The sequence below is a fragment of the Archangium violaceum Cb vi76 genome, from assembly GCF_000733295.1.
Classification (GTDB): Bacteria; Myxococcota; Myxococcia; order Myxococcales; family Myxococcaceae; genus Archangium; species Archangium violaceum.
Map to the genome: position 1 here is coordinate 1 of NZ_JPMI01000151.1, position 14,509 is coordinate 14,509.

A 14,509-nucleotide genomic window follows, 5' to 3' on the forward strand; every position below is an offset into this window, starting at 1 on the left:
AACCCTCTGTCCACACTGGGGGCCACGGATTGAAGAACAGGCCCGGATACCCTCACCCCGACCCTCTCCCGAGGGGAGAGGGGATAGGTGTCCAGCCAAGGTCCGTGAGGAACCCCTTGCTCTCGGTAATCAGCGCGTCAGCCAGTCCGGGCGCGCACGCGAGCACGTCCCCCACTCCCACCTGGAACGGGGCCCCGTCGATGCGCACCATCGCCCCACCCGCCTCCTGCACCAGCAACGAGCCCGCCGCCACGTCCCAGGGCTTGAGGCCGAACTCGAAGAACCCATCGAAGCGTCCGGCCGCCACATAGGCCAGATCCAACGCGGCGCTGCCCGTGCGGCGGATGCCCTGCGCCCGGACGATGAAGCGCCGCAGCAGCCCCATGGGGCCCTCGGGCTTCTGGTGCACGTCATACGGAAAACCCGTGCACAACAGCGCGTGCGACAGCTCCGTGCACCCCGAGGCCCTCAAGGGCCGCCCATTGAGCGTGGCCCCCTGCCCTCGCGCGGCGGAGAAGAGCTCGTCCAGCATGGGGTTGTAGATGGCGCCAGCCAGCACTCCATCCGGCCCCTCCACGCCCACGCTCACGCAGAAGTGCGGCACCCGGTGCGCGTAGTTGGTCGTCCCATCCAGCGGGTCCACCACCCAGCGCAACCCCACCCCCTGCGAAACCCCACTCTCCTCGGCCAGGATCGCGTGGCCCGGGTAGCGCTGGCGGATGAAGCCGAGCACCGCCGCCTCGGCCGCCCGATCCGCATCCGTGACCAGGTCGGTGTCGATGCCGCCCTTGTACTCGATGATCCGCTCGCCCGGGAAACGCTCGGAGAGCACCTTGCCGGCGAGCCGGGCTCCCTCCTCGGCGATACGGCGCAGCGTGGCGGGCGACTCGTCGGACATGGCGGCTCCTCCTTCGTCTACTTCGCGGGCTCCGCGAGCAACTCCTCGATCTCCGCCTGGTACTTGCTCAGGTACTCCTCGGCGAAGCCCTCGTGCACGTAGCGCACCCGGCCCTGCCGATCCAGCAGCACCGTGGTGGGCATGCCGCGCACGCGCAGCACCTTCTCCGACACCTCGGCATTGGCATCCAGGAGCACGGGCAACGTCACCTTCGTCTCCTCGAGGAACGGAGCCACCGCGCGGGTGTCCTCGTCCACGTTGAGCGCGTACACCTTCAGGCCGCGCGCGGCGTAGTGCTTGGCCAGGTCCTGGTACATCGGCAGCGCGTCCTTGCAGGGCTCGCACCAGGTGGCCCACACGTCGAGCAGCACCACGCTGCCCCGGTCGCTGGAGATGGCGTGGGACTCACCGCCCGGGTAGCGCTTGACGGTGAAGTCCAGCGGCATGGCCGCGGAGGACTCCAGCGCCGCCGAGCTGGCGGCCAGCCCGGGAGCGGTGAGGGACGGCATGCTCCGCGCGCACCCGGACAGGGCGAGCGCGGCGAGGACGAGGCGGAAGGAGCGCATGGGGCTCATTTTTCCCCGAAGCGGGCCCGCAGCGCGACGAGCAACTTGTCGATGAACCCGCCGAAAGCGCCGTTGCTCATGACGAGCAGCACATCCCCGGGCTTGGACTCGCGCGCCACGCGCTCGACGAGCGAGGGCACGTCCGTGGCCGAGTCCGCGTCAATGCCCTGGGACTTCAGCGCCTCGGTGACGCGCGGCACGTTCAGCTCCTCGTCCACGGGCACCTTGTCGTGACGCTCGGGCACCTTGAGGCTGGCCCGGTTGGCACCCGTGAAGGCGTGGGCGTAGTCCTCCTGGTGGATGTTGCGGCGGCTGGTGTTCGAGCGCGGCTCGAAGATGGCCCACAGCCGGCGCTCCGGGTAACGGTGGCGGATGGCGGCGATCGTCTCCCGCACCGCCGTGGGGTGGTGCGCGAAGTCGTCCACCACCAGGATGCCGCCCACCTCCGCGCGCACCTCCTGGCGCCGCTTCACGCCCTGGAAGCTGGCCAGCCCCTGGGCAATCTCCTCGAAGGACAGGCCCAGCCCCCGCGCCGCGGCGATGACACTCAGCGCGTTCTCCACGTTGTGCATGCCCGAGAGCGGCAACAGCACGCTCCCCAGCACCGTGCCGCGCTCCACCACCTCGAAGCGCGCACCCTCGGGGCCGAAGCGCACGTTGCGCGGGGTGAAGTCCGCCGGCGCGCCCTCCTTCGCCACGTACGTCACCACCTGGCCCGGGCACGCCTGCGCCAGCTTCACCGCGTTGGGGTACGCCGCGCACACCACCAGCCGCCCGTCCTTCGGAATCAGCCGGACGAACTTGTCGAACGTGGCCTCGTAGTGCGGCAAGTCCCGGAAGATGTCCGCGTGGTCGAACTCCACGCTGGTGAGGATGGCCGTCTTCGGCCGGTAGTGGAGGAACTTGGAGCCCTTGTCCCAGTAGGCCGTGTCGTACTCGTCGCCCTCGACGACGAAGTGCGGCCCCTTCCCCACCCGGTAGTTGCCCGAGTAGTTCTGCGTGACGCCGCCCACCAGGAAGGACGGCTCCTTCCCCGCCGCCACGAGCACGTGGGCCATCATCGAGGACGTGGTCGTCTTGCCGTGCGTCCCGGCCACCACGACGGAGTGCGCCCGGTCCAGGAAGAGCGAGCCCAGCGCGGCCGGGAAGCTCATCTGCGGAACGCGGCGCTCGCGCACGGCGGTGGCCTCGGGGTTCACCCGGCGGATGACGTTGCCGATGATGACGAGGTCCGGCTTCGCCTTGTCGAGGTTGTCCGGGCTGTAGGGCGTGAGCGCCTGGATGCCCCACGCACGGAGCATGTCGCTCATGGGCGGGTAGACATTCTCGTCGCTGCCGGTGACGTCATAGCCCGCGGCCTTGAGCATGCCGGCGAACGAGCCCATGCCGGTGCCGGCCACGCCGACGAGATGGATGCGGCGCACGGCGCCGGGAGTGATGGTTTCGAGGACGTTGCCGTTGTCGTCAGCCATGTGCTTTCGGGGTCAGATCGTTGAGGCCGAGTGCTTCCACGACGAGATCGTGGAAGACGGGACGGAATTCACGGATGCGGACTTCCTTGCGGCCATGGGCCACGCGGTTGGTGACGAGCGCCACCACGAGGGAGCGGCGCAGGTCCACCCAGAGGCTGGTGCCAGTGAAGCCGAGGTGGCCCACCGCGCCCGGAGCCGTATCGCCGATGAAGTGGCCCGCGCTGGACAGGCCCTGGGAAGGCGTGTCGAAGCCCATGGAGCGCGTACTGCCCTCCACGAGCGGATCATTCGCCAGCGCGCGGTACCACAGGGGCGCGGGCGCGAGCGTGGGATCTCCCGAGCACCCGGCGAGAATGGCCTGGCCGAAACGGGCCACGTCCACCGCGGTGCCGAAGAGGCCCGCATGGCCGCTCACCCCGTCCATCACCCAGGCGTTGTCATCATCCACCTCGCCGGGCACGGAGGGACGCGAGGGAAGCTCGCCCCACATGCCCTCCTGGCCAGGAGCGGGCTCTCGCGGGCGGGTGGCTCCGGTGGGCGCGACGAGGCCCTCGGCGGGGAAGTCGGTGAGCCGGTGGAAGCGCGCGGACAGGCCGAGCGGCTCGGCGACATGGCGCGAGAAGAGGACGTCCAGGGAGGAACCCCCCACGCGGGCGAGGATCTCCCCGAGCAGGATGAAGCCCACGTCGCTGTAGGCGGTCCGGGTGCGCAGTGGGGCCGCGAGAGGCGTGGCCGCGGCGGCCTGGAGGACCTCGTCCCGGACGCGGGCGCGCGTGGCCGGCGAACAGGCGGGATCGAGCAGCTCCGGGTGGGTGGTGAGAGCCTGGGCGAAGAAGGGCACGAAGGGCGGCAGGCCCGAGCGGTGGTAGAGCAGATCCGCCACCGTGGCGCCCGCGTCCCCCACGGGCGAGCCCGGGAAGAAGCGGGCCACGGGCGTCTCGGGACCGACCTTGCCCTCGGTCCAGAAGCGCAGGAAGAGCGCGGTGGTGCAGAGCACCTTGGTGACGGAGGCCAGATCGAAGCGGGTGTCGCCCGTGACGTTGCCCGCCACCCCGCCGAAGACCTGGACACCCCGGTGCATCACCACGGCCTGGACGGCCGGGAAGATGCCGAAGGTGACGGACTCCTGGAGGAGCTCCTGGAGGTTGGCGATGGGGTGGCTGCTCATGCCTGCACCGCTCCTTCCAGGAAGGTGAGGCGGGCCACGCCGGCATCCAACCGCACCTGGGTGCCGAGGGCGACGGGGTAGTTCGGAATACCGTGGCCGATGGGGAAGCCAGCGGCACACGGCAGGCCCGTCTCCTCGGCGAGCGAGCGGAGGACTTCCTCGGAACTGTAGGGAGCGTTCCGCTGCTCGCACTCGGTGAAGTCGCCGAGCACGATGCCGCGCACCTTGTCGAACACCCCCGCCAGCCGCAGGTGCGTCCAGATGCGGTCGATCCGGTAGGGGGCCTCGCCCACGTCCTCGAGCAGGAGGATGGTCCCGTCGAGCGGTGGCATATAGGGGGTGCCCAACAACCGGGAGAGCACGGAGAGATTTCCGCCGAACAGACGGCCCTCGGCGACACCGGGGACGTAGGAGGCCTTGCCCTCGAGGGCCGGCGGGGGCTCGGGGGACTCGAGCAGCCGGAAGAGGTACTCCTGGACCGCGGGGGGCTGCTTGCCCAGGTGGGTGACGACGGGCCCGTGGATGGTGACGCGGCCCAGCCCCTGGAGGGGCAGATGCAGGGCGGTGAGGTCGGAGAAGCCGACGAAGGCCGTGGGGACCATGTCCGCGAGCGGGAGCGAGGGCAGCAGACGCATGACGCCGTAACCGCCTCGGGCGCAGAAGATGGCACGGGCGTTGGAGTCGGTGAGGGCCCGGGTCAGCTCCGCGGCCCGGCGGGAATCAGGACCGGCGAGGTAACGCCAGGCCTCGTACAGGTCCGGCTGGTAGACGGGGTTGTAGCGCTGAGCGATGACGCCGAGACCGACCTCGAAGGTAGGCGGGTCGAAGGGACCGGCGGGGGCGACGATGTGAACGGTGTCGCGAGGACGCAGCAAGGGGGGCTTGAGCCAACGCACGGGCGCCTTCATAGCACCGGGGGCGCGCATGTCTCGGGCTACGAGCACGCCCTGTCCGAGGGACAACCTCCCCCCGCCCCCGGGGAGAGGGCCGGGACGCCCCCTCTCCCTCTGGGAGAGGGCCGGGGTGAGGGTCTACCGCTCCCCTACCCGTTCGCCCGCTCCAAGACGGCGGCGAAGAACCCATCGGTCCCGTGCGAATGGGGAGCACAGAACAGGAACCCCTCACGGACACAGGACGGGTCCAACCACCCCGTCCCGGGAGGCACGAGCCGGAATCCGGGGGACTCGCGCAGGAACGAGAGGACCACCTCCTCGTTCTCCGCGCGGTTGAGGGTGCAGGTGGCGTAGACCACGCGGCCCCCCGGACGCACGAGGCGGCCCGCGCGCGCGAGGATGTCGCGTTGCACCCGAGGCAGCTCGGACAAGGACGAAGGCTCGAGGCGGAAGCGCGCATCGGGCCCCCGGCGCAGGGAGCCCAACTCCGAGCACGGGGCATCCACGAGCACCCGATCCACGAGCATCCCCTCCGGGGGCGAGCGGAGCACCTGGACGTTCGAGACCCCGGCCCGGGAGCACCGCTGCAGGAGCCGGTCGAGCCGCCCGGCATCCGGGTCGTACGAGAGGAGCTTGCCCCGGTTCTCCATGGCGGCGGCGAGCTGGAGCGTCTTGCCTCCGGCGCCGGCGCACAGGTCGAGCACGCTCTCCCCGGGGCGAGCCTCGACGAGCAGGCCGAGCAGCTGACTGCCCTCGTCCTGGACCTCGAAGAGGCCCTGCCGGAGCGAGTCGAGCCCATAGAGGTTGGGCCTGGGGCCCACGACGTGGAGCGCGAGGGGGCTGAGCGTACCGGGCCGGGTCTCGACATTCTCGGAGCGCAAACGTTCCGCCAGGGCTTCACGCGAGGTACGCAGCGGATTGACCCGGAGCGTGATGGGGCCGGGGACATTGAGATGGGCACAGAAGTCGTCGGCGGCGGGGCCGAGCTCGCGGGAGAAGTGCTCGGCGAGCCAATCGGGCAGCGAGTACCGGAGAGCCAGGGACGGGGGCTCCTCGGAGGAGAGGGGCAGCGGCGCCTCGACACCGGAGAACCGGGCGGCCTCCCCAGGGGGGACACCGGCGAGCCCATGGAGGAAGGCGAAGAGGAGCGCGGAGGGGGTGGCGTCCGGATTGCCGAGGAGAAAGCCGAGCCGGCGGCGCCAGAGGCCGACGTTGAAGAGGGCCTCGGCGAGGGCCTGGCGCTGCTCGCGGGAGAGGTCACGGTGGGCGCGGAGGGTGCGGTCGAGCACCCGTTCCGCGGGGCTGCCGGAGAGGATGAGAGAGAGGGCCTCGGCGGCGATGGGGGCGATTCCATCGAGCGCCGACCAGGGGACCGAGCGAAGTCGGGATAGCGGGTCGAAACGGGTTGTTGACAGGACGGACTCCGTTCTTTAGAAAGCACCTCGTTGTCGCGGCGGTCCACACCGGCCAACGCGCAGCGGACATATTCCCCGATAGCTCAGCCGGTAGAGCGGGTGACTGTTAATCACTAGGTCCGAGGTTCGAGTCCTCGTCGGGGAGCACAAGAAGGGCGTCAGGCGAAAGTCTGGCGCCCTTTTCTTTTGCCCTCCCCGGCCCGCGGGCACAACACGGGCAACCCCCCAGACGTTCTCCCCAATAGAGGGCGCACGGGCGAGAGCACGGGCAAGAGCCAGAACTAGGCCGAGACGTGGGAGGGTGGGTTCATCCGCCACGACTCGAAGGGCCGCAAGGTCTACGTCATCCGCCGAATGCTCAACGGGCGGAACTACAAGGTCAGCACGCGGGCGACCACGCTCCGGGCGGCCACCGAGCAGCTCAAGCGGTTCGAGACCGCTCTGGAGCACTACAACCCGGCGGGCTCGTCTCATGAGGTGCCCATCCACCTCGACGCGCCCTCGCGGCTGAGTTCCTCGCCTACTCGCGCGACGTGGACAAGAACAGCCCCAACTGGGTGAAGAAACAGCAGGGCGATCTGGCGTGGTGGGCCGACCAGCTCAGGGGCCGGAACCTGCGGAAGCTCACGCTGCTCGATGACATCCTCCCCGCCCTGGAGGGAGCGAAGGCCCGGGGTCATCGGATCGCGGTCCTCAAGCGCGTCTACTCCTGGTTGCGCAAGGTGAAGCACCTCCTCTCGGTGGCCGAGGATCCGACCTTCGGGCGGCTCACCGTGCCCCAGGCGAGGCCCGAGCAGTGGAAGCGGGACAAGGTCATTCCCCGGGGAGGACTACCTGCTCGCCCACGAGCACCTCGCACCTCACTGGCGTGACGGGATGGACGTGCAGGCGGGCACCGGCTGGCACGTCTCGGAACTGGTACGCTTCGCCAAGATGGGCAGCGTGGAGCCGTACCGGGGTGAGGCCGAGGGCATCGCGGGCGTGCTGGTGTGTCCCCAAACCAAGAGCGGCGAGCCCTTGCGCACCGCCGTGTCCGCCGAGGTGCTGGAAGCCGGGAAACGGCTGGTGGAGCGGGGCTCGTTCAGCTTCGAGAAGTACACCTTCGCCATCAAGGGAGCCTGCAACGCTGCGGGTATTCTGCCCTTCACCCCGGGACTGTTCCGGCACTCCGTCGCCACCTGGGCCATCGAGAAGGGGGCGGACCCGGCTTCGGTGGCGGCCTTCCTCAACCACAAGAGCCCGAGTACCACGCGGCGCTTCTACGCGACGCACACCGTCCTGACGAAGATTCCCACCCTGCGGTGAAGTACCGCTCGCCCTTGGAGTGAGCCCACGAGCGCCATCTGCTACAGCCGCTTGATGTGCACCTTCTCGCCGAACTCATTCTCAAGCCATGTCCTCGCTTGCTTGAGTGCTTCCTCCTCCGTCTGGCCAACGAAGTTCTTGTGCGACACGTCGAGCACTTCCCTGAACTCTCCCAAGGAATCTTTGCCTTCGACGAGATGGTGGTAGACGACCGTGGCGACGTACACGTTGCCCATTTCTGGCTGTGGCGAGATGAAGAGCCTCGACCACCGCTCCAGCCCAGGGGCGTGGATCCAGTACTTCACCGTCATCGTTGACCTCCGATCAAGGGGACGCTCGGAAAGAAGCCCCGGTAGTGATGGTGGCCACTTCCCTGGGGCATTGAAGATCAGGGAGATCGGCGTCCTAGCGGTTGCGCCATGGCAAATGAACCAGCCACCGCTGAGACGAAGGTGGCCGAGACGAAGGCCAGAAAGCACGCGGAGTCGGCCAGAAGGGGGCGTTATTCCCCCAGCCAGTAGAGGCTACGCCGGGTGCGTAGCACCTGCTCCAAGAACTCCGAGAACGAGCTGGCGATCTGTGTGCAGTATTCCGGGTTGGGCCAGGTCTCTCGGTCCCCATCAATGAGCGGGTACCGCCCGTCTACCTGTCGGCTCACGTCCAAGACGACATAGTTGCCATCGCGCACGTAGCAGAAGGCGTACATCGAGGCCGGGCCCCACCTGTCGTCATCCTCACCGCAGATGGCCACCCGTGCCCGGACGATCTTCGACAGAGGCAGGATTTCATAGGGCGAATCCGGCCATCGAAGCAGAGCGGCCCCATTGCAATGCAGGTAGAAGGCCCGGAGGTCCGGATCCAGCTTCCAGCCCACCCGCCGCTCGAACTCCTCGATTTCCTCGGGCGTGGCGGGGGGATGCGGGAAGGGCTCGCGGGAGACCTCTTCGAGCAGGTCGCTCATGGGCGTGGCCATCGTCAGTTGTCCGAGTAGGGCAAGTCGGGTCCCACCGTATTCCAGGGCGCTTGTCCAGCGTAGCAGGCAGGGTAGGCCCTGGTGAATTCGTCATGAATGCTGGGCTGTACGGGGATGATGTTGTTGGGATCCACCGGGTTGCCACCGTGCCAGAGATCCCGGATGTGGTGACCCGGCCAGGAGATGCCGCCGTCGACGGGCCACTCTCCGAACTTCTTGCTCCAGCCGTCCCGGAAGGAGTCTCGGATCTTTTCCCACCGCTTGCGCTCAACCTCCTTCACCGCCTTCGGCAGAGTGGGGTAGTTGCAGCAGCAGTGATAGATGCCGTAGCGGCTCCCGGCTTTCACGGGAACGGGTAGGACGATGAGGCTTCCCACCCAGTCCAGCTTGATGTCCGCCAACCATATGCACCCCATGAGCGTGTGGCTCTCCTTGGCGCACTCCATCTGGCACTGGTTCACGAACTGACGGCGGCACTGCCAGGGGCCGTAGAAGAGCGTCGTCTTCATCTGCCCACCCGGCACGTTCAACCAGGGTAGTTCCTTCTTCCTCGCGGGTTGGACTCCTGGAGAGGGCGAAGGGCCAGAGCCTCCAGTCCCCTGGGTTGTCGCGCATCCGGTGAGGAGAACCAACAGCACCACTGCTCCGGCCAGCTTCATGGGAAGTCCCGTGGTGATGGCCATCCCCTGATGGGTTGCCCGTCCGAGGGAATACCCGATGGGGCTGACAACTCCCGGGGCTCGCCGCTCTCGGCGGCGTCATTCTAGGGGAGCACCAAGAGCGCCCGTGCTTCGGCATAAGGACCTTGGCGGTCATCCCTGCTGATGTTCTGGCGGGTCAGCCAGTGCGTCCCGTCCGTTGGAGGAAAATCCTCCCGCCGAGCCCGACAAGCAGGTGGGGGTTGTTGGACGGCACGCGTCCGTCACCATCTCCGGTGCTATTGGCCAGCCGTTGCAGCATGCGCACCCTGCCTGGCCATGAATGACTTCAACGCGAAGGTGGCGGTCATCACGGGGGCCGCGAGCGGCATCGGTCGCGGTCTCGCGGAGCGGTGCCTGCACGAAGGCATGCGCGTGGTGCTCGCGGACATCGAGGAGCCCGCGCTGAGGCAGACGGAGTCGGAGCTGCGCAAGGCGGGGGGCATGGTGCTCGCAGTCCAGACGGACGTCTCGAAGGCCGCGGACGTCGAGGCGCTGGCACGGCGGACACTGGACACCTTCGGCGCGGTGCACCTGCTGGTCAACAACGCGGGAGTCGCGGCGGGCGGGACCATCTGGGAGAGCACACCGGAGGACTGGGCCTGGGTCATGGACGTGAACCTGATGGGCGTCATCCACGGCCTCCGCGCCTTCGTGCCCCTCATGCTGGCACAGGGCACGGAGGGCCATGTGGTCAACACGGCCTCCATCGCCGGGGTGATGCCCTACCACCCCAGTGCTCCCTACCAGACGACGAAGGCGGCGGTGGTGGCACTCACGGAGAATCTCCACTACTCGCTGGTGATGTCCAATGCCCGGGTGAGGGCCTCCGTCCTCTGTCCGGGTTTCGTGAACACGCGCATCCTCGACTCGGAGCGCAACCGTCCCGGGGGACCACGCCAGCATGAGGTGGACCCCTCCTCGCGCGAGGCCGAAGTCATGGCCTACGTGCGCCATGCCCTCCAGACCGGATTGTCCCCCGCCCGGGTGGCGGACCTGGTCTTCGACGCCATCCGACAGGAGCGCCTCTTCATCTTCACGCATCCGGAGTACATGGGGCTCACGCGCCAGCGCCTGGAAGCGATGCTCTCCGGGGAGGCGTTGAGCGGCGGGCTCTTCGTCGAAGAGCACCCCACCCGGCCGGACTCCCCGGTGGAAGCACCTCACTGAGAGGTCGAGACATGTCCCTCCGCTCAGCCATCCCGGAAGCCTCGACCCCAATCCAGACCGATGTCGCTGGCGCGCCGGTCAGGGGTTATGCGTGACGGCGGCCACGGCCCGGCGCGCGGCGGCGGAATCGGTCACGTCGAGCGCGACCGCACGCACCTGATCGCCATGGTTCGCGACGAGCTCGCGAAGCTCCTCGGGAGAATCATCGGCTCGCGCCACCGGCTCCCAGGCTCACGAAGGAGCGCTCGCCAGCCAGGACTAGGAACGCGTGGGTGCCCAGATGGCGCTGTGGGCCTCTGGCGCGTCTGGCGACGCTTCCGCCGTGTAGAAGTAGGCCGCGACCGCGGCACGGCCCCGTCCCTCGGGACACTCCAGCGGGGACGGATGGCCATGCCAGTAGTCATCGCCGTGCGCCATCACGACCAGGCGGTCCAGGAGTGGAGCGATCTTCGTCTCGCACCGGGTGAGGTCCGCATTCCACAGCTCGAGGTCGCCGCCCCAGGCGGGCTCCCAGCCAGGGTTCAGGTAGTAGAGGACGGTGAGCCGGCGCGAGAGGGCGCGGAAGCGATCTCGGTTGAAGTCCGCGTGAAGCGCCAGATGGCCTCCCCGCAGCGTGAGGTGCAGCCCGGCCCCCCGGAAGTGCGGATCCGCGATGAGCCCCTGGACGCCGGTGAGTGTCTCCAGGAAGTCGAGGAACGACATGCTGGAGAATTCCGAGAGCAGGTGCCGGAGCGCTCCGGGCACTCCTTCGAAGGCCTTGCGCTGGAGTTGTCCCAGGCGCGCCGCCTGTTCCTGGTGATCGCGCCGCTTCCAGTGGGCCTCGGATGCTCCCGGGAAGACCTCCGCCAGCCCGGACGCGAGCCGCTCGCCCAGGAAGCCATCGATGACGACGTGGGGATACGGCCGCGCGGCGCCGTAGCCGTCACGGTGGGCCAACGCGAGCGAACGGAGCGCTGTCCGCGAGAGGAAGAAGCTCGGACCCAGCAACGGGCCTTCTTCGAGGGTTGCGACACTCACAGGCCCTCGATGATGCCATAAGCCCCCGGGTGCTAAGCTCGTCTCCCGATGCTGGCACCCCTCCCCGCTCCCCAGACGCCCGGTGAACCGTCCCTCCTGCTCCCCCGTTCCTTCTGGAAGGACTTCGCCCGGAAGCACTGGGACCGGGAGCCCGTCCTCTACCGGGGCCTCTTCGCGGCGCACTTCCCCACCCTGGATGAAATCTTCGCGGCGCTCGTCGAGGCCAGCGAGCGCTGCAACCGCGGCGAGTACCCGCCCCTGCGCATCCTCCGCTTCTTCATCGAGCACGAGGACGGCCCCAACGGGTTGCCGTACTACTCGATGGTCTTCCCGCTCTCCCCCCAGCACCTGCCCCTCCCCGAGGACGTCAACGCCGAGGGGTACCTGGCCCGCATCACGAAGTGGCTCGGCGGCAAGCGCTTCGGCATCACCCTCAACAGCACGCAGTGCTTCCACTGGGGCCACTGGCTCCAGATGCAGAGCTTCCTCACCGGCTTCCGCGAGCAGGTGGGCGTGCCCCTGGGCGGCGGGGACTCGGCCGTCTTCTTCGGCAACTACCGCTACACGCCCTTCGGCATCCACAAGGACGACCTGCACGTCTTCTACTTCGTCGTCGAGGGCCGGAAGACGATCAGCCTCTGGCCCTTCGACGCGCTCTCCCAGCGCGACGAGGTCCCCAAGGATCCGGACTTCATCCACCGCCCGGGCGGCATCGTCCTCAAGGACAAGGCCGAGGAGGAGAAGCTCCTCTCCCAGGCCACCCTGCTGCGGGGCCAGCGCGGAGACCTGATGTACTGGCCCGCCTCCTACTGGCACCGCGCCGAGCCCTCCGAGGGACTCGCCGTCAGCGCCTCGCTCGGGGTGAGCTTCCGCTCCCCGTTCTTCACCCAGATGGGGCCCGTGGGTGGCCAGTGGCCCGAGCGGCTGCGCCACACCGAGCTGCCTCGTGGGCCCGCCTGGCGGCTCCCCGCCTCGCTGCGCAAGTCCCTCCAGCAGCAGGCCCAGCGGCGCAACGTGCTCGCCGTCGAGCGCGAGCGCACCGCCGAGTGGGTCCGCTTCCTCACCGGTGGCGCCATGGAGGGCACTCCGCCCGTGGCCCAGGAGGCACCGCTCTCCGCGAAGGAGTGGATCCGCGCCGAGCCCTCACGCCCCATCGTCGGCGTCCCGCTGCCCGGCGGCCAGTGGATGGTGTCCGCCCATGGCCACTCCACCACGCTGTCCCCGTCTCCCACGGTGCGCCGCCGGCTCGAGCGGCTCCTCGCCGCCCTCGACAGCGGCAAGCCCCAGAGCGTCGAGGCGCTCGAGGACGCTTTCTTCCACCGGTTGACGGCTCGCGGTTTCAGCCGCAAGGCCTTCCGCGCGCTGCTCGAGGACCTGGTGCGCTGGCGCGCGGTGCGGCGCTGCGAGCCGCCTGCCTCGCGCCGCTGAGCCGGGCCTGGTTCAGCTCCCTCGCAACAGCGGGGGGAACAGGAGCGTCGGCGTGCCACAGCCCTCGGCGGTGGGGAAGAACACCAGGTCCGCTCCGGTGCCTCGCAGGGACCGGAAGGTCTCCAGCACGGGCAGGCTCAGCTCCACCGGAGCGATCCGGCGTACGCGCCGGCCCTGCTCGACCTCCCACCCGCCTGCGATCATCGACACCACGCCGGGGCGCGGCATCGTGGTGAAGGTCTCGATGCGTGCCACCAGTTCCGTGTAGCGCTCGGGCAGTGCGTCCCCGCGCGGCACGACGAAGAGGTTCACCGGGGAGGGAATGGGCGGTGAGCCCTCGAAACGCAGGCCCCGGCCATTCGGCTCCACCCCGAGCCCGGCCGCCGTCCCCACCGATTGCAGGAAGCCCTGCAGCCTGCCCTCCTCGACGAGCCGCAGGAGGCGCGTGGGCACGCCCTCGTCATCGGTGCTCCGCCGCTGCGTCCCACGCGGGTGCAGCGGGTCGTCCTCGACGCTCAGCACCGAGGGGAAGAGTTTCTTTCCCACCGCGCGCGCGAGCGCGGGCGTCGAGGCCACCACGTCCCCTCTCAGCATCCACGCCAACGCCGCGACGAGCGGCGCCGCGATGGCCGGCCGCAGCACGAGCGGCAGCGATGGATCCACCGCCTCCACGGGGCCCTCCAGCGCCTCGAAGGCTTCCGCGAAGCGGACCCGGAGGGCCTCCAATTCCCACGGTTCTCCGAGTGGCGCGGTCACGGCGTCGACGACGGCGCCTCGTGCGCTCTCGCAGCGCACGAAGGCATCCTCCCGGGAGGAGACTCCGGTGAGCAGCGAACCCTCTTCGCGCACGAGTGCGCTCCAGGCCGCCGACTGCGTGACCACCACCGCCTGCACCACGGCGCCGGATGGAACCACCTCCCGAGCGAGCCGCTCCGCGGATTCCCTCGCCCTCGCGTCCGAGAGCTCTGGCAGGGACGGTGACAGTGGCCCGGCTGGAGCCGGTATTGGGGGAAGGACGGAACGGGAACCCGGGCCCATTCTGTGTACGGCGGTGGTCAGCACGTGGCGCAGGTCCTCGGGCCCGCCCACGGGCAGCACCGCGAACCCGGAATGCTCCTCCCGCCAGACCCGAGCCGCCGCCGATATGGACTCGCCCCGGCTGAGGGTGGAGTTGCCCGTGCTCACCTCGTACTCCAGCGTCAACCGGCGGCTCGCGGACAGGAAGAGCTCGGCCCCCGTGAGGGACTCCGTCCGCGTGAACGCGTCCAGCGCGGACCGGGCCGCATCGGCCAGCGCGCGCAACTCCAGGCCCGCGCATCCGTTCGGTCCGCTCTCACCGCGCTCCTCACCGGACGTCACCGGCATCTCGCTCCCTCCACTCACCACGATGGGAGTCATCATGCCCCACACGGTGGCCCGCTGGAGCAGCCACGGACGAAGCAGCTTCCAGGCCGCATGCCGCGGCTCGCTCCCTCTCCCCCCGGGAGAGGGTGGGGGTGAGGGTAT

At 69.1% G+C, this 14,509-nt stretch carries 17 protein-coding genes and 1 tRNA gene; 6 read left to right on the forward strand and 12 right to left on the reverse strand.

The annotated features are described in order from the left end of the window. Nucleotides 1-52: 52 nt before the first annotated feature. The 6 genes from Q664_RS22295 to Q664_RS22320 form a co-directional block, all read right to left on the reverse strand. Entirely contained in the window at nucleotides 53-898 is an 846-nt protein-coding gene (locus tag Q664_RS22295) for an inositol monophosphatase family protein (protein ID WP_043399115.1), read from the reverse strand. 17 nt (nucleotides 899-915) lie between these two features. After that, nucleotides 916-1,464, reverse strand: a complete 549-nt coding sequence (locus Q664_RS22300; protein ID WP_043399117.1) for a TlpA family protein disulfide reductase — start codon at nucleotides 1,462-1,464, stop codon at nucleotides 916-918. A gap of 5 nt (nucleotides 1,465-1,469) precedes the next feature. Then, on the reverse strand, nucleotides 1,470-2,936 hold the full coding sequence (gene mpl, locus Q664_RS22305) for a UDP-N-acetylmuramate:L-alanyl-gamma-D-glutamyl-meso-diaminopimelate ligase (RefSeq protein ID WP_043399119.1): 1,467 nt from the start codon (nucleotides 2,934-2,936) through the stop codon (nucleotides 1,470-1,472). Beyond that, on the reverse strand, nucleotides 2,929-4,104 hold the full coding sequence (locus tag Q664_RS22310; protein WP_043399122.1) for a serine hydrolase domain-containing protein: 1,176 nt from the start codon (nucleotides 4,102-4,104) through the stop codon (nucleotides 2,929-2,931). Before Q664_RS22310 ends, mpl begins: the two co-directional genes overlap by 8 nt. Beyond that, the gene (locus tag Q664_RS22315) at nucleotides 4,101-5,012 is read right to left on the reverse strand and encodes a S66 peptidase family protein (protein ID WP_043399125.1); all 912 of its coding nucleotides are present in this window, start codon (nucleotides 5,010-5,012) and stop codon (nucleotides 4,101-4,103) included. The genes Q664_RS22310 and Q664_RS22315 overlap by 4 nt, the downstream gene beginning before the upstream one ends. Before the next feature lie 134 nt (nucleotides 5,013-5,146). Then, nucleotides 5,147-6,286: an RsmB/NOP family class I SAM-dependent RNA methyltransferase gene (locus Q664_RS22320; RefSeq protein ID WP_425117444.1), complete on the reverse strand. Its 1,140-nt coding sequence runs from the start codon at nucleotides 6,284-6,286 to the stop codon at nucleotides 5,147-5,149. Nucleotides 6,287-6,484: 198 nt separating this feature from the next. On the opposite strand from Q664_RS22320, the gene Q664_RS22325 reads away from it, so the two are divergent. From Q664_RS22325 to Q664_RS22335, 4 genes are all read left to right on the forward strand, one after another. Continuing rightward, nucleotides 6,485-6,557, forward strand: a tRNA-Asn gene (locus tag Q664_RS22325). 209 nt (nucleotides 6,558-6,766) lie between these two features. Next, nucleotides 6,767-6,973 carry a hypothetical protein gene (locus Q664_RS57925; RefSeq protein WP_152622271.1) on the forward strand — a complete coding sequence of 69 codons (207 nt, stop codon included), beginning with the start codon at nucleotides 6,767-6,769 and terminating at the stop codon, nucleotides 6,971-6,973. Continuing rightward, nucleotides 6,946-7,284, forward strand: a complete 339-nt coding sequence (locus Q664_RS22330) for a hypothetical protein (protein ID WP_043399131.1) — start codon at nucleotides 6,946-6,948, stop codon at nucleotides 7,282-7,284. The genes Q664_RS57925 and Q664_RS22330 overlap by 28 nt, the downstream gene beginning before the upstream one ends. A 4-nt stretch (nucleotides 7,285-7,288) precedes the next feature. Next, nucleotides 7,289-7,717, forward strand: a complete 429-nt coding sequence (locus Q664_RS22335; RefSeq protein WP_043399133.1) for a tyrosine-type recombinase/integrase — start codon at nucleotides 7,289-7,291, stop codon at nucleotides 7,715-7,717. 41 nt (nucleotides 7,718-7,758) lie between these two features. Here the strand turns inward: Q664_RS22335 and Q664_RS22340 are convergent, their stop codons facing one another. The 3 genes from Q664_RS22340 to Q664_RS22350 form a co-directional block, all read right to left on the reverse strand. Continuing rightward, nucleotides 7,759-8,028 (reverse strand): hypothetical protein, encoded by a 270-nt coding sequence (locus Q664_RS22340; RefSeq protein ID WP_043399134.1) that lies wholly within the window; start codon nucleotides 8,026-8,028, stop codon nucleotides 7,759-7,761. 191 nt (nucleotides 8,029-8,219) lie between these two features. Beyond that, on the reverse strand, nucleotides 8,220-8,690 hold the full coding sequence (locus Q664_RS22345) for an SMI1/KNR4 family protein (RefSeq protein ID WP_043399135.1): 471 nt from the start codon (nucleotides 8,688-8,690) through the stop codon (nucleotides 8,220-8,222). 2 nt (nucleotides 8,691-8,692) lie between these two features. Next, nucleotides 8,693-9,214, reverse strand: a complete 522-nt coding sequence (locus tag Q664_RS22350; protein WP_235216826.1) for a hypothetical protein — start codon at nucleotides 9,212-9,214, stop codon at nucleotides 8,693-8,695. A 453-nt stretch (nucleotides 9,215-9,667) separates the two neighbouring features. On the opposite strand from Q664_RS22350, the gene Q664_RS22355 reads away from it, so the two are divergent. Further along, entirely contained in the window at nucleotides 9,668-10,558 is an 891-nt protein-coding gene (locus tag Q664_RS22355) for an SDR family NAD(P)-dependent oxidoreductase (protein ID WP_063934733.1), read from the forward strand. A 78-nt stretch (nucleotides 10,559-10,636) separates the two neighbouring features. On the opposite strand, the gene Q664_RS57930 is transcribed toward Q664_RS22355, so the two are convergent. Next, a complete protein-coding gene (locus Q664_RS57930; RefSeq protein WP_200883747.1) occupies nucleotides 10,637-10,777 on the reverse strand; it encodes a hypothetical protein in 141 nt (46 codons plus the stop codon). A 39-nt stretch (nucleotides 10,778-10,816) separates the two neighbouring features. After that, entirely contained in the window at nucleotides 10,817-11,575 is a 759-nt protein-coding gene (locus tag Q664_RS22360; protein ID WP_043399138.1) for a 2OG-Fe(II) oxygenase, read from the reverse strand. A gap of 48 nt (nucleotides 11,576-11,623) precedes the next feature. On the opposite strand from Q664_RS22360, the gene Q664_RS22365 reads away from it, so the two are divergent. After that, complete coding sequence (locus tag Q664_RS22365) at nucleotides 11,624-13,003, forward strand: hypothetical protein (RefSeq protein ID WP_043399140.1); 1,380 nt, start codon at nucleotides 11,624-11,626, stop codon at nucleotides 13,001-13,003. Nucleotides 13,004-13,015: 12 nt separating this feature from the next. Here Q664_RS22365 and Q664_RS22370 read toward each other — a convergent pair. Then, on the reverse strand, nucleotides 13,016-14,509 hold a 1,494-nt coding region (locus tag Q664_RS22370), incomplete at its 5' end, for a metallopeptidase TldD-related protein (RefSeq protein WP_326938728.1).

Excerpts from the sequence above, each read along its gene's own strand:
- Q664_RS22295 (WP_043399115.1), bottom strand. The coding sequence starts at position 898 with ATGTCCGACGAGTCGCCCGCCACGCTGCGCCGTATCGCCGAGGAGGGA.
- Q664_RS22300 (WP_043399117.1), bottom strand. The coding sequence starts at position 1,464 with ATGCGCTCCTTCCGCCTCGTCCTCGCCGCGCTCGCCCTGTCCGGGTGC.
- mpl (WP_043399119.1), bottom strand. The coding sequence starts at position 2,936 with ATGGCTGACGACAACGGCAACGTCCTCGAAACCATCACTCCCGGCGCC.
- Q664_RS22310 (WP_043399122.1), bottom strand. The coding sequence starts at position 4,104 with ATGAGCAGCCACCCCATCGCCAACCTCCAGGAGCTCCTCCAGGAGTCC.
- Q664_RS22315 (WP_043399125.1), bottom strand. The coding sequence starts at position 5,012 with ATGAAGGCGCCCGTGCGTTGGCTCAAGCCCCCCTTGCTGCGTCCTCGC.
- Q664_RS57925 (WP_152622271.1), top strand. The coding sequence starts at position 6,767 with ATGCTCAACGGGCGGAACTACAAGGTCAGCACGCGGGCGACCACGCTC.
- Q664_RS22335 (WP_043399133.1), top strand. The coding sequence starts at position 7,289 with ATGGACGTGCAGGCGGGCACCGGCTGGCACGTCTCGGAACTGGTACGC.
- Q664_RS22340 (WP_043399134.1), bottom strand. The coding sequence starts at position 8,028 with ATGACGGTGAAGTACTGGATCCACGCCCCTGGGCTGGAGCGGTGGTCG.
- Q664_RS22345 (WP_043399135.1), bottom strand. The coding sequence starts at position 8,690 with ATGGCCACGCCCATGAGCGACCTGCTCGAAGAGGTCTCCCGCGAGCCC.
- Q664_RS22355 (WP_063934733.1), top strand. The coding sequence starts at position 9,668 with ATGAATGACTTCAACGCGAAGGTGGCGGTCATCACGGGGGCCGCGAGC.
- Q664_RS22365 (WP_043399140.1), top strand. The coding sequence starts at position 11,624 with ATGCTGGCACCCCTCCCCGCTCCCCAGACGCCCGGTGAACCGTCCCTC.